The organism is Thioalkalivibrio sp. AKL8 (genome assembly GCF_000380525.1).
Taxonomy (GTDB): domain Bacteria; phylum Pseudomonadota; class Gammaproteobacteria; order Ectothiorhodospirales; family Ectothiorhodospiraceae; genus Thioalkalivibrio; species Thioalkalivibrio versutus.
This window is the reverse complement of sequence record NZ_AQYF01000009.1, coordinates 450,300-463,731: the sequence shown is the minus strand read 5'-3', so window position 1 is coordinate 463,731 and position 13,432 is coordinate 450,300. Positions and strand designations below refer to the sequence as shown.

Annotated in this window: 9 protein-coding genes and 1 other RNA gene; 8 read left to right on the top strand and 2 right to left on the bottom strand. The window is 65.9% G+C overall.

Annotation, left to right across the window (positions count from 1 at the left end; all coding sequences use genetic code 11):
• The first annotated feature begins 5 nt into the window (after positions 1-5).
• The 5 genes from G335_RS0111530 to rlmM all read left to right on the top strand — a co-directional run bounded on the left by G335_RS0111530 (position 6) and on the right by rlmM (position 6,310).
• On the top strand, positions 6-554 hold the full coding sequence (locus tag G335_RS0111530; protein WP_018176847.1) for an RDD family protein: 549 nt from the start codon (positions 6-8) through the stop codon (positions 552-554).
• 52 nt (positions 555-606) lie between these two features.
• Positions 607-1,794 (top strand): NAD(P)/FAD-dependent oxidoreductase, encoded by a 1,188-nt coding sequence (locus tag G335_RS0111525; protein ID WP_018176846.1) that lies wholly within the window; start codon positions 607-609, stop codon positions 1,792-1,794.
• A 139-nt stretch (positions 1,795-1,933) separates the two neighbouring features.
• Positions 1,934-2,938 carry a class I fructose-bisphosphate aldolase gene (locus G335_RS0111520; protein WP_018145769.1) on the top strand — a complete coding sequence of 335 codons (1,005 nt, stop codon included), beginning with the start codon at positions 1,934-1,936 and terminating at the stop codon, positions 2,936-2,938.
• Positions 2,939-3,394: 456 nt separating this feature from the next.
• Complete coding sequence (gene soxB, locus G335_RS0111515; protein ID WP_018176845.1) at positions 3,395-5,128, top strand: thiosulfohydrolase SoxB; 1,734 nt, start codon at positions 3,395-3,397, stop codon at positions 5,126-5,128.
• Between the two features lie 105 nt (positions 5,129-5,233).
• A complete protein-coding gene (rlmM, locus tag G335_RS0111510; RefSeq protein ID WP_018176844.1) occupies positions 5,234-6,310 on the top strand; it encodes a 23S rRNA (cytidine(2498)-2'-O)-methyltransferase RlmM in 1,077 nt (358 codons plus the stop codon).
• A gap of 8 nt (positions 6,311-6,318) precedes the next feature.
• Here the strand turns inward: rlmM and G335_RS0111505 are convergent, their stop codons facing one another.
• Complete coding sequence (locus G335_RS0111505; protein ID WP_018176843.1) at positions 6,319-6,738, bottom strand: secondary thiamine-phosphate synthase enzyme YjbQ; 420 nt, start codon at positions 6,736-6,738, stop codon at positions 6,319-6,321.
• Between the two features lie 59 nt (positions 6,739-6,797).
• Positions 6,798-7,158: a transfer-messenger RNA gene (gene ssrA / locus G335_RS14030) on the bottom strand.
• A gap of 133 nt (positions 7,159-7,291) precedes the next feature.
• On the opposite strand from ssrA, the gene purL reads away from it, so the two are divergent.
• The 3 genes from purL (at position 7,292) to G335_RS0111490 (ending at position 13,233) form a co-directional block, all read left to right on the top strand.
• Entirely contained in the window at positions 7,292-11,167 is a 3,876-nt protein-coding gene (gene purL, locus G335_RS0111500) for a phosphoribosylformylglycinamidine synthase (protein WP_018176842.1), read from the top strand.
• 60 nt (positions 11,168-11,227) lie between these two features.
• Positions 11,228-11,764: a PilZ domain-containing protein gene (locus G335_RS0111495; RefSeq protein WP_018176841.1), complete on the top strand. Its 537-nt coding sequence runs from the start codon at positions 11,228-11,230 to the stop codon at positions 11,762-11,764.
• Between the two features lie 89 nt (positions 11,765-11,853).
• The gene (locus G335_RS0111490; protein ID WP_026304832.1) at positions 11,854-13,233 is read left to right on the top strand and encodes a sigma-54-dependent Fis family transcriptional regulator; all 1,380 of its coding nucleotides are present in this window, start codon (positions 11,854-11,856) and stop codon (positions 13,231-13,233) included.
• Positions 13,234-13,432 lie beyond the last annotated feature (199 nt).

The following is a 13,432-nucleotide window of genomic DNA, read 5'->3' as shown; positions in this document are numbered from 1 at the left end:
ACATCATGGATTGTGGACAGTGTGGCAAGCAGAACCCGCCAGAGGCGCGGTTTTGTATTCAGTGTGGTGCGCCACTGGCGGCCGGAGTCCGTAGTGACGAGGGCCCGCCCGAGGCGCGCGCGGCCTACGGTGGCTTCTGGGTGCGCGTGGGGGCCTATCTGCTGGATGCGGTGATTATCGGTGTGCCGCAGATCGTGGCGCAGGCGCTAATCAGCCCGGAGACTCTGGCTGCGCGCGGGCCGGATGATCCCGTGCCGCCGGGGGAGGCGGCCTGGTTTCTGGTGAATGTCGTGGTGGCCTGGTTGTACTGGGCCGGCATGCACAGCTCCCAGTACCAGGCGACGCTGGGCAAGATGGTGTTCGGGCTGCGGGTGGTGGACTTCCAGGGCGAGCGGATCTCGTTCCTGCGTGCGACCGGGCGGCATTTCGCGACCATCCTGTCCGGGCTGATCCTGATGATCGGCTACATCATGGTGGCCTTTACCAAGCGTCGGCAGGCCTTGCATGACCTGATTGCGCAGACCCTGGTGGTGCGCAAGGAGTGGGTGCGCTGATTGTGCCAGGGACGACGCCCGACTCCCGGCGGTTCGAGCCGCAGCGCGCGCCATGAGTGAGGCGGCGAAGCATTTCGATGTGGTCGTGATCGGGGGCGGGGCGGCCGGGCTGATGTGTGCCCTGACGGCGGGCGACCGCGGGCGCCGGGTGCTGGTGCTGGACCACGCCAACCGGGTCGGGAAGAAGATCCTGATGTCGGGCGGCGGTCGCTGCAACTTCACCAACATGTACTGCGAGCCGGAGAATTTCATCTCCGCGAACCCGCATTTCGTGAAGTCCGCGCTCAGCCGCTATAGCCAGTGGGACTTCATCGCCCTGGTGGAAAAGCACGGCATTCCCTACCACGAGAAGAAGCTGGGCCAGCTGTTCTGCGACCGTTCGTCGAAGGATATCGTGCAGATGCTGCTGGACGAGTGCGCCGCGACCGGAGTCACGGTGCGCACGGACACGCCGGTGACGGATGTGGAAATGGGCGCGCCGCACCGGCTGCAGGCCGGCGCGGAGGCCATTGTCTGCGAGTCGCTGGTGATTGCCACGGGGGGGTACTCCATTCCGCGCATGGGGGCCACCGGATTCGGGCTGGACCTTGCGCGTTCGCTGGGGCTGCCGGTGCAGCCAACCCGTCCGGCGCTGGTGCCGTTTACCCTGAGCGGGCGGCCCCTGGAGGAGCTGGAGGGGCTGTCGGGGGTGGCGCTGGATACGGTGACGACGGCCGGGGGCATGGGGTTTCGCGAAAATCTGCTGTTCACGCATCGGGGATTGAGCGGTCCGGCGGTGTTGCAGGCGTCGTCCTACTGGGAGGAGGGGCAGGCGGTGGCGATCGACCTGTTCCCGGGCATCGATCTGGCGGCGCATTTGCGCGAACTGCGCGAGCAGCGTCCGAAGCTGGAGCTCAAGAGTGTGCTGGGCGAGCAGCTGACGCGCCGGGTTGCGCAGCGCTGGTGCGAGTTGTGGGTGGAGAACCGGGCGCTGGAGCACTTGAGCAACGCGGATATCGAGCAGGTAGTGGCCGCTTGTCAGCCATGGACGGTGTGGCCCGCAGGGACCGAGGGTTATCGTACGGCGGAGGTCACCCTGGGCGGGGTGGATACCGCTGCGCTGTCATCCAAGACGATGGAGTGCCGGACGATCCCGGGCCTTTACTTCATTGGCGAGGTGGTGGATGTAACCGGGCACCTGGGTGGCCACAACTTCCAGTGGGCTTGGGCCTCCGGACACGCCGCGGGCGAGTACGCCTGAGCGGTTTTCGTGCGCCGTGCACACGGCCTTTCGTGCTGTTCCGGAAACTGTGGTGGGGTTTTCCCTGTCGGGTTGGAAGAACCCGCGGAGGGTGACTACTCTTCGAAGGCAGTCCCACGCAGAAACCCAAGGAGCAGGCATGAAGATCGATCAGTTGGTAGAGACGGCCGAAGCGATGGTGGCCCCCGGCAAGGGCATCATCGCCATTGATGAATCCACCGGGACGATTGCCAAGCGCCTGGGCGCGGTCGGTGTCGAGAATACCGAGGAGAACCGCCGCACGTACCGCGAGCTGTTGCTGACGACGCCGAAGCTGAAGGAGTACATCTCGGGCGCGATCCTGTATGACGAGACGCTTCGCCAGTCCACCCGTGACGGCAAGCCGTTCGTGGACGTGATGAACGAGGCCGGCATCCTGCCCGGCATCAAGGTCGATACCGGCGCGAAGGATCTGGCCGGCTTCCCCGGGGAGAAGGTGACCGAGGGCCTGGACGGGCTGCGCGAGCGGCTCGAGGAGTACGCGCGGATGGGGGCCCGGTTCGCCAAATGGCGCGCGGTCATCACCATTGGCGAGACCATGCCCACTGATACCTGCATCGAGTCGAATGCGCATGCCCTGGCACGGTATGCCGCACTGTGCCAGGAGCACGGGATCGTGCCGATCGTGGAGCCGGAGGTCCTGATGGATGGCGACCATGACATCGAGACCTGTTACGGCGTGACCGAAGCGACCCAGCGGGCCGTGTTCCGGGCGCTGTACGAGCATCACGTGCTGCTCGAGGGCACCATCCTCAAGGCTAGCATGGTGCTGCCGGGCAAGGACTGCCCCGAGCAGGCCAGTGTCGAGGACGTCGCCCATGCGACCCTGCGCTGCCTGGAATCCGCCGTGCCGGCGATCCTGCCGGGGGTGGTGTTCCTCTCGGGCGGGCAGAGCGACGCCGATGCCACCAACCACCTGGACGCCATGAACCAGATCGGTGGGACACCGTGGCCGCTGTCCTTCTCCTATGGCCGTGGCATGCAGCAGGCCGCGATGGAGCTTTGGGGCAAGGATCCCGCCGCCAATTTCGAGAAGGCCCAGCAGACGGTGTTCGAGCGCGCCCGGGACAACGGGCTGGCGGCCCAGGGAAAGTACGGGGCCTGAGGTCGTCGCCTGCCAGCCGCGGTGCGCAAGCGCGGCAGATGGATCGGCGTATATATTGATCTGGATCAAGAAAGACCGTCGGAAGGCTGACTAGCCTGAGATCGTCGGATCCGATCCTCGGCCCAGCAAGGGATGCACGATCCCCCAGCGTGCGCTGCGGGCCGATTGCTTCCGACGGTGTATGTCGCGTCTTGGCCTGCTATCTCCGGATAGCAGGCTTTTTTGTGTCTGCACCGGTGCGAAATGTGACGGGCCTGGCAAAAAGATGGAAATTCGCCAACACTCAGGAAATGGCGTGTTTTCCTCCCGATCTCCATCAAACAGCGCGAAAATACGCTGTTGTCGTACGTATTCCCCCGCCCGGTTCGGGGAACATTCGCGGTGGCCGTGCGTCGGGAGCTTGGTAGGGGGTGCGATTGGCGTCCCGGATAAAACCAAGCCACCAAGGAGATCCATATGAGTCTTACGCGCAGAGAGTTTCTCGAAGCCATGGTCGCGGCCAGTGCCGCCGGCTTCTCGATGAATGCCTGGGCAGGCGAGAAGGGGTCCTGGAAGCCGGCCGATGCGAACATGTACGACCTGCCGAAATTCGGCAACGTGTCGCTGCTGCACTACACCGACTGCCATGCGCAGCTGAAACCGGTGCACTTTCGCGAGCCGGACGTGAACATCGGCGTGGGCGATATGCAGGGCAAGCCGCCGGTGCTGGCCGGCAAGGAAATGCTGGAATATTTCGATATCCGGCCGGGCACGCCGTTGGCGCATGCTGTCACCCATATGGACTTCAAGTATGCGGCCGAGAAATACGGTCGTCTGGGTGGGTTCTCCCATCTGTCCACGCTGATCCAGAAGCTGCGCGCGGAGCGCCCGAATTCCCTGCTGCTGGATGGTGGTGATACCTGGCAGGGCTCCGCCACGTCGCTGTGGACGAACGGGCAGGACATGGTCGATGCGCAGAAACTACTGGGCGTGGACATCATGGTCGGCCACTGGGAGTTCACCTTCGGCGACGAGCGGGTGATGGAGATCATCGAAAACGACTTCAAACCCAACAACATCGAGTTCCTCGCGCAGAACATCGAGGATCGCGACTGGGGCGACCCGGTCTTCGAGCCCTATACCATCCGCGAGATGAATGGCGTGCCGGTCGCCGTGATCGGCCAGGCGTTTCCCTATACATCCGTGGCCAACCCCGACTACATGTTCCCGGACTGGAGCTTCGGCGTCCGCGACGAGAATATGCAGCGCATGATCGACGAGTGCCGCGAGAAGGGCGCCAAGGTCGTGGCGATCCTGTCGCACAACGGGATGGTCACCGACATGGAGATGGCCCGTCGCCTACGCGATGTGGACATCATCATGGGCGGGCACACGCATGACGCGGTGCCGGGCGCGATGGAGATCGAGAATGCCGGTGGCGAGACCACACTGGTCACCAATGCTGGCTCCAACGGCAAGTTCCTTGGTGTGATGGATCTGGATGTGACCGATAGCGGCATCCGCGACTACAAGTTCACCCTGCTGCCGGTGTTCTCCAACCTGATCGAGGCAGATGCCGAGATGGAGGAGCACATCTGCTCGGTGCGCGAGCCCTATGAGGACAAACTGAATGAAGAACTGGCCGTAACCGACGGTGTTCTTTACCGCCGCGGCAACTTCAACGGTACCTTCGACGAGGTCATCATGGATGCGATGATCAAGGAGATGGATGCCGAGGTGGCCCTGTCGCCCGGCTTCCGCTGGGGTATTAGCGTCCTGCCGGGTTCGCCCATCACCTTCGAGGAGTTGATGACGCAGACCGCGACCACCTATTCGGAGACGCAGCGCAACGAGATGACCGGTGCGCAGCTGAAAAATGCCCTGGAGGACGTGGCCAACTCGATCTTCAATGCCAATCCCTACCATCACCGCGGCGGGGACATGGTGCGGACCTCGGGCATCGAATACACCATCGATCCGCACGAATCGATGGGTAGCCGCATCAGCGACATGCACATCAACGGTGAGCCGCTGGACCCGGACAAGAACTACGTGGTGGCCGGCTGGGCCAATGTCCACGAGCCGCTGGATACCGATCCGGTATGGGATGTGGTCGCCGGGTATCTGCGTGATCGCGACACCATTAGCCCCGGCAAGCCCTACCTGCCGAAGCTGAAGAACGTGGCGGGTGATCCTGGCCTGGATCGCTGATCGGCGTTTGGCTTGGCCTGTGCAAGCGGGCCGGGTAGTCTCGCAGCCGCCGTGCACCATTCGGGTGTGCGGCGGCTTTTTTGTGTGTGGGAGAGGGGTTCTGGGATGGGAACGAGCGGATCAGGCTTTTCCGGCCTGCTGCTGTATTGTCGCGCGGGCTTCGAGGCGGACCTGACGGCCGAGCTGACCGACCGCGCAGCGCGCGCGGGGCTGGGTGGCTTTGCGCGGGTGCAGCCAGGCAGCGGGTACGTCCATTTCGAGCCGGCCGGCTGCACGGTGGAGGGGCTGGCGCGCGCCTTGCCCTTCGAGGAATTGATCTTTGCGCGGCAGGTCTTTCCGGCGTTGCCCGCACTCGAGGGCCTGGATCGCGCGGATCGGCTGACGCCCATCATCGAACAGGCGTTTGCAGCCGGATGCCCGGTGGATTCCATCTGGCACGAGATGCCCGATACCAACGAGGGCAAGGGCCTGCGCCGGTTGATCAAGGCCGTAGAACGGCCGCTGGCCTCCGTCCTGCGCAAACGCGGGGTGCTGCGGGCACATGCAGGCGGACTGCGCCTGCATGTGTTCTGGCACTCCGGCGACTGCGTGCAACTGGGCCTTAGCCGGCCCGGCGAGCGCAGCGAGTGGCCGGGCGGGATCCTGCACCTGCGCTCGCCGCGCGAGGCACCCAGCCGGTCGACCCTGAAGTTGGAGGAGGCCTGGCACACCTTCATCCCGCGGGATGCCTGGGACGCGCGCCTGGCGCAGGGCATGCAGGCCGTGGACCTGGGGGCAGCCCCGGGCGGCTGGACCTGGCAGTTGGTGCGGCGCGGCATGTACGTGCATGCAGTAGACAACGGGCCGATGGATGCCCCGTTGATGGCAACCACCCAGGTGGAGCACCACCGCGAGGACGCCTTCTCCTGGGTGCCACCGAAATCGGTCACCTGGCTGGTCTGCGACATCGTGGACAAGCCCTCGCGGGTGGCCGCACGCATGGCGGACTGGCTGGAGGCCGGCTGGTGCCGCGAGGCCATCTTCAATCTCAAGCTGCCGATGAAACAGCGCTGGCAGACCGTATACGACTGCCTCGACCACATCGAGGAACGCCTGCTGGATGCCCGAATCACCCACCGGATGCGGGCGCGCCAGCTCTATCACGACCGCGAGGAGATCACCGTGCATGTAGAGCGGGGCTGAGTCGGGTTCTACTCGCCCTGCACCGTGATCGTGAGCTTGCGGGTTTGGGCGGCGTAGCGGTGCTCCCAGAGGAAGAGGCCCTGCCAGGTGCCGAGGATCAGTCGGCCTTGGCCGACCGGCACGGTCAGGTCGTTGTGCGTGAGCATGGCGCGGGCATGGGCGGCCATGTCGTCGTCGCCTTCCATGTCGTGGCGGTAGGCGGGGTCGCCGTCCGGGGCCATGCGTGCGATCAAGGTCTCCAGGTCGTGGCGGACGTCGGGATCGGCGTTCTCGGTGACCAGCAGGGAGGCGCTGGTGTGATGCTGGAAGACGTGACAGGTGCCGGTGGTAATGCCGGAGGCGCGTACGATGTGCTCCACGGCGGTGGTGATGTGGTGGGTTCCGCGGCCTCGGGTCTGCTGCGTCAGGGTGTCCTGGTAGACGGCCATGCGATTCCTCGAATGCAAACAAAAAAGCGCCCGTAGGCGCTTGATTGGTCGATCTAAATTGGTGGAGGCGGCGGGAATCGAACCCGCGTCCGCAGGACCTCCGCCTTCGGCTCTACATGCTTATTCTGTCTTTTAATTTAACCAGCGACTACCCGACAGGCAGGGAATGTAGCTGGCGATCCCGGTTGAGTTTTAATGGATCCACGCCGGGCGCGCTTCACCACGATCTTATGAGAGTCGACGCCCGATACTGGACGCATAAGCACGGCTCCAGTCGGACGGCATCTACCGGTTTTTAAGCGGCGAGTGCGTAGTTGTCGTCGTTGGCAACTATTTTTTTGCAGCGGTTTTAACGAGGTCCACTACAGCCTCGGCATGCACCTCAGGTTTCGCGACCCGCGTCGAAGCCATGTCGCCCCCAAGTACTACATGGACAGGGTAACGCATTGGGAGTTCCCCAACCAGCGCAATTGCTGTCACGTACCGGTCCCGCGCGGCAGGCGCCTCCGGTACAATGCGCGGCTTTCGGTACGTCCGGTTTCGAGGAAGCGTAATGCGGGTTGTGGAAGGGGGCGCGGCGGTCTCGCCGTTTCGGCTGCGGGCTCTGGAGGCAGGGCTGCGGGCAAGCGTACCGGGTGCCGGCCCGCTGGCGGCACGGTTCATCTATTTCGTGGCGACTCGCCGTCGGCTGAGTCCGGACGAGGAGGCGGTGCTGGCGCGCCTGTTGCGCGAGGGCGATGCCTGGGAGGCCCCCGAGTTTGCGGTGCAACGCGAACTGGTGGTGATCCCGCGCTTTGGCACGATCAGCCCGTGGTCGTCCAAGGCCACCGAGATTGCCCACCATGCCGGGCTGGAGGACGCGGTCGAGCGGATCGAGCGCGGCATCCACTGGCAGATCGGGGGCGAAGCAGCGGCGAGGGCCGATTTGGAGGCGCTGGCCGACCTGCTCCATGATCGCATGACCGACGCGGTGATCGAGGACCCGGCGGCCGCGGCCCAACTCTTTCACCACGAGACGCCACGGTCGCTGGGGCGTGTGGAGCTCGGCGAGGATGCCCGCGCGGCGCTGGAGCGCGCCAATGGCGAACTGGGCCTGGCGCTGTCCCCGGACGAGATCGATTACCTGGCCGATGGGTTCTCCGCGCTGGGGCGCGCGCCGACCGATGCCGAACTGATGATGTTCGCGCAGGCCAACTCGGAACACTGCCGGCACAAGATCTTCAATGCCGCCTGGGTGCTGGACGGCGAGGCCGACGAGCGCACGCTGTTCGGGATGATTCGCCAGACCCATGCGCGCCATCCCGAGGGCGTGCTGTCCGCCTATAGTGATAACGCATCGGTCATCGCCGGGCATGAAGGGACGCGCCTGATGCCGGATGCAATTACCGGCGAGTATCGTCGCGAGGCGCTGGATCTTGCGATCCTGATGAAGGTCGAGACGCATAACCATCCGACCGCGATCTCCCCGTTTCCCGGGGCTGCCACCGGCTCCGGTGGCGAGATCCGCGACGAGGGCGCGACGGGACAGGGGTCCAAGCCCAAGGCGGGGCTGACCGGGTTCTCCGTGTCCAACCTGCGCATTCCCGGCTTCGAACAGCCCTGGGAGCGGGATTTTGGCCGCCCTGGCCGAATCGAGAGCGCGCGCCAGATCATGCTGGATGGCCCGATCGGCGCGGCTGCGTTTAATAACGAGTTCGGACGGCCGGCGCTGGCTGGCTACTTCCGTACCCTGGAGATGGCACTGCCGGATGCCGCCGGTGGCGAGACCCTGTACGGCTATCACAAGCCGATCATGCTGGCCGGCGGGGTCGGGTCGATCCGCGGCGAGCACGTGCACAAGCAGGATGTGCCGGCCGGCACCCCGATCGTCGTGCTGGGTGGCCCGGCGATGCTGATCGGTCTGGGCGGCGGGGCGGCCTCGTCCATGGCGAGCGGGGCGAGTTCGGAGCAGCTGGACTTTGCCTCGGTGCAGCGCGGCAACCCCGAGATGGAGCGGCGCTGCCAGGAAGTGATCGACCGTTGTACGGCCCTGGGGGCCGGCAACCCCATCCTGTCGATCCACGATGTGGGTGCGGGCGGGTTGTCCAACGCCATTCCGGAGATCCTGGACGACGCCGGGCGCGGTGGGGTGATCCAGCTGCGCGACCTGCCGACGGCCGAGCCGGGTCTGTCGCCGATGGAGCTGTGGTGCAACGAGGCGCAGGAACGCTACGTGCTGGCAATTGCCCGCGAACATCTGGAGACCTTCCGTACCCTGGCGGCGCGTGAGCGCGCCCCGTTCGCGGTGGTGGGCGAGGCCACGGACGAGGGGCACCTGAAGGTCGAGGACGACCTGTTCCACGAGCCGCCGGTGGATATGCCCATGGGCATGTTGCTGGGCAAGATGCCGTTGATGACCCGCGAGGACCGCCGCCGGGCGCCGCCGGTGACGGACTTCGACCCCGAGGCCTGTCCGTTGGCGGAGGCGCTGGAGCGCGTGCTGCACGTGCCTTCGGTCGCGGCCAAGCACTTTCTGATCACGATCGGGGATCGCAGCGTGGGGGGGCTGGTCGCGCGCGATCAGATGGTCGGTCCCTGGCAGGTGCCGGTGGCGGACTGCGCCGTCACGCTGACGGATTTCGATGGGTATACCGGCGAGGCGATGGCGATGGGCGAGCGCACGCCGCTGGCGATCCTGTCGGCGCCGGCCTCCGGGCGCATGGCCATCGGCGAGGTGGTGACCAACCTGGCCGGGGCCGATATCGACGGCACGGATGCGATTCGCCTTTCGGCCAACTGGATGGCCGCCGCCGGGGTGCCGGGCGAGGACGCCAACCTGTTCGACACCGTGCGCGCCATTGCCGAGGACCTGTGTCCGGCGCTGGGGATATCGATCCCGGTGGGCAAGGACTCGCTGTCCATGCGCACGGTATGGGAGACCGAGGACGGGCAGGCGCGGCACATGCACGCGCCGGTATCGCTGATCGTGTCGGGCTTTGCCCGGGTCGCGGATGCCCGCCGGACCCTGACGCCGCAGCCGGATCCGGCTGCGGACGATCGGCTGTGGCTGATCGATCTGGGCGAAGGCCGCACGCGCATGGGCGGCTCGGCGCTGGCTCAGGGCTACGGGCATATCGGCGAGACCGCCCCGGACGTGGTGGATGCCGCCCGCCTGCGCGCCTTCTTCGATGCCATCGGCACCCTGCGCCGCAATGGCCTGTTGCGCGCCTACCATGACCGCTCCGACGGTGGACTGGTCACGACCCTGCTGGAGATGGCCTTCGCCGGGCGCTGTGGGCTCGATGTGGAGATCCCTGGCGGCCAGCCGGTAGCGGCCTGGCTGTTCAACGAGGAACTGGGTGCGGTGGTCCAGATGGCTGCGGGTGCCGAGTCCGCGCTGCGCGACGCCTTCGCGGAGGCGGGGCTGGAGGCGCACCTGCACCCGGTGGCGCGCCTGCGCGAGGACGAACAGATCGCCATCCGCCAGGACGGGCGGGATCTGTACACCGGTGACCGTGCCGGTCTGCAGCGTCAGTGGCAGGAGACCTCGGCGCGGATGCAGCGGCTGCGCGATGATCCGGAGTGTGCCGACGAGGAGCTCGCGCGGGTGGATGCCGATGGCGGTCTGCAGCCACGGGTGAATTTCGATCCGGCCGAGGATGTGGCCGCCCCGATGATCGCGCGCGGCGAACGTCCGCGCATTGCGATCCTGCGCGAGCAGGGGGTCAACGGGCAGCTGGAGATGGCGGCGGCGTTCGAGCGCGCCGGGTTTGCCCCGGTGGACGTGCACATGACTGACCTGCTGGATGGGCGCCAGGATCTGGGCTCGATGCAGGGGATGGCCGTCTGCGGCGGGTTTTCCTACGGCGACGTGCTGGGTGCCGGCGGCGGCTGGGCGCAGACCATCCTGAATCATCCGGCTCTGCGGGATGGCTTCCAGGGGTTCTTCGAGCGTCCCGAGACCTTCACGCTGGGGGTCTGCAACGGCTGTCAGATGCTTTCGCATCTCGCGCCGCTGATCCCGGGAGCCGATCACTGGCCGCGCTTTGTGCGCAACCGTTCCGAGCAGTTCGAAGCGCGCCTGTCGCAGGTGCGCATCGAGCCGGGCCCGGCCGTGCTGCTCGACGGAATGGCCGGCTCGGTGCTGCCGGTCGTGGTCTCGCATGGCGAGGGACGCACCCGTTACGCTAATGGTGTGCCGGTCCATGATCAGGCCACCCTGCGCTACGTGGAGGCCGATGACACCCCGGCGACGGTTTATCCGGCCAATCCGAATGGCTCTGCCGGCGGGGCCACCGGCTTCGCGAGTGAGGATGGGCGCGCGCTGATCATGATGCCGCATCCGGAACGCGTGTTCCGCAGCGTGCAGCACAGCTGGCACCCGGCGGACTGGGGCGAGGAGGGCCCGTGGTTGCGGCTGTTCCGCAATGCCCGGGTGTTCGTCGGCTGAAGCCCGCCATGGTCTATAACGGAAACATTTGTTCCGGCGACGAGGGAGGCGGGAGCGCACATGGATGACGCCAGTCAGGACGAGTTTCTCGGAGATGACCTGCGTGTGACGACCGCGCTGATGATTGGTCCGTCGGTCCGGTCCGCCACCGATCCTGTGCTGGCGCAGCGCCTGATCGAGAGCCTGGACCTGTTCGACGACGCGCACCCGCGCGGAGCGATGCCGCACGAGGACGAGTCCTCGCCCGAGGTGCAGCGTCTGGAACACAAGCTGGATCTGTTGTTGCATCTGGTCGCGGAGTCACTCCACCCCGAGCGCCCGGATCCGGTGGAGGCGACGCTCAGTGGCCACGGGATTGTGCTGCCAGCGGGCACGCTGCCGGAGGATTGTGACCGCGTGGAGGTCTATCTCAGTCGCCTGTTGCCCCAGCCCTGCGTTCTGCGTGTCGAGACTCCGACAACCCGTGGAGGCCTGCAGATGACTCGCTGGACAGGGATTGAAGGTCCCCTGGAAGAGGCGATCGGTCGCTGGATCTTTCGGTTGCATCGCCGCGAGGTCGCCGGGAAACGCCAGAAAGTTGACGGCAATCACAAATAAGCTCGATACTGCGAACTCGATCACACCATTGGATGCCGGCCCGGACTTTTCTCGGGTGGGCGCATCCGATCGCGGCAATCGGGGCACAGATGCGGGATCCGGGGGAACAACAACAGGCCATGCGCATTGCACTCAGCGGCGATGCGGGAGCCGCGGACGCAACACGGGCGATCCTGAACTGCCTTGGTTGCGAGGCCGAGACCCACTCCAACCCCACTGATCTGATGGACGGCACGCCCGCCGCAGCCGTGTGGCTTTGCGGACCTGCCGCCGAACTCTCCGCGCGCCTGCAGGAGCCGCGCGGGAATCTGGCACCGGTTGTCGTGCAACCGACTGACGGTGGCCAGGTGCAGGCCAACGGGGTGGATTGCATCGTCGAGCATCCGCTCTCGATTGGCCGGGTTTCTCAGGTCCTTCAGTGGCTGCGCTTCGGTCGCGAGCCGGGGTACGACGATATCCCCGGGCTGGTCGGGTCGCATCCGACCATGCAGGCGGTCAAGCGCCTGGTCGGGCAAGTGGCGCGGACCGATGCCACGGCGCTGATCCTGGGCGAGACCGGATCCGGCAAGGAGGTCGTGGCCCGCGCGATCCACAACGCCTCCGACCGCGCGGACAAGCCGTTCGTGGCAGTCAACTGCGGTGCCATCCCGGCGGATCTGCTGGAAAGCGAGCTGTTCGGCCACGAGAAGGGCGCTTTTACGGGCGCCTTCACCGCGCGCGCTGGCCGTTTTGAACTGGCCGAGGATGGCACGCTGTTTCTCGACGAGATCGGCGACATGCCGTTGCCGATGCAGGTGAAACTGCTACGCGTACTGCAGGAGCGGGTGTTCGAGCGGGTCGGCTCCAACAAGTCGATCCCGGCCCGCGCGCGAATCATCGCGGCCACCCACCGGAATCTGGATGATGCGGTGGCGGATGGCAGCTTCCGGCAGGATCTTTTCTTCCGCTTGAGTGTATTCCCGATCGAGCTGCCGCCACTGCGCGAACGCACCAGCGATATGCCGCTGCTGATCGCCGCTCTGGAAGACCGGCTGCGCGACCAGGGCATGGCCCCCGCCCACCTGACCCCTGCGGTGGTTGCCCACCTGGGGCAACTGGCGTGGCCGGGGAATATCCGCGAGCTGGCTAACCTCCTGGAGCAGCTTGCGATCATCTATCCGGATCTACCGGTGGACCTGGCGCAGCTGCCGCCGCGGGTGCGTCCGGACGGAATCGAGGATCTGACCCTGCCGCCGACTACGCCGAATGGTTTCGAAGGCGGTTCCGCTGCGGGCGCCAACCTGCTGGCCGGTGGTCTGCCACCGGAGGGCGTCGATCTGCGCAGCTTCCTCAACGACCTCGAGCGCGACATGATCACCCGTGCCCTGGATGAGACCGGGCACGTGGTGGCGCGCGCCGCTCGGCGTCTGGGCATGCGGCGGACCACCCTGGTTGAGCGCATGCGCAAGTTCGGGCTGGGCAAGGCCTGAGAAGACGCGAATGCGGGCGTGAACGCGCCCGGAAATCGGTGGGCTCAAGTGGACGGAATCCCGTCACTCGATGGATCCGAGATGGGCAACCCCCGCGTCATAGGCTTGACGGATCCCGGGCCGATCCAGAAAAACCCTCTATAAACCAATCGCCTGCCTTGGTGGCGCGATGTTTGCTAGATCTTTCCCGAATCGATAC

What these genes read in the sequence shown, in the direction of transcription:
- rlmM (WP_018176844.1), top strand. Translation starts at nt 5,234, where the DNA reads ATGGGAACGAGCGGATCAGGCTTTTCCGGCCTGCTGCTGTATTGTCGC.
- G335_RS0111505 (WP_018176843.1), bottom strand. Translation starts at nt 6,738, where the DNA reads ATGGCCGTCTACCAGGACACCCTGACGCAGCAGACCCGAGGCCGCGGA.
- G335_RS0111490 (WP_026304832.1), top strand. Translation starts at nt 11,854, where the DNA reads ATGCGGGATCCGGGGGAACAACAACAGGCCATGCGCATTGCACTCAGC.
- G335_RS0111525 (WP_018176846.1), top strand. Translation starts at nt 607, where the DNA reads ATGAGTGAGGCGGCGAAGCATTTCGATGTGGTCGTGATCGGGGGCGGG.
- G335_RS0111530 (WP_018176847.1), top strand. Translation starts at nt 6, where the DNA reads ATGGATTGTGGACAGTGTGGCAAGCAGAACCCGCCAGAGGCGCGGTTT.
- purL (WP_018176842.1), top strand. Translation starts at nt 7,292, where the DNA reads ATGCGGGTTGTGGAAGGGGGCGCGGCGGTCTCGCCGTTTCGGCTGCGG.
- soxB (WP_018176845.1), top strand. Translation starts at nt 3,395, where the DNA reads ATGAGTCTTACGCGCAGAGAGTTTCTCGAAGCCATGGTCGCGGCCAGT.
- G335_RS0111495 (WP_018176841.1), top strand. Translation starts at nt 11,228, where the DNA reads ATGGATGACGCCAGTCAGGACGAGTTTCTCGGAGATGACCTGCGTGTG.
- G335_RS0111520 (WP_018145769.1), top strand. Translation starts at nt 1,934, where the DNA reads ATGAAGATCGATCAGTTGGTAGAGACGGCCGAAGCGATGGTGGCCCCC.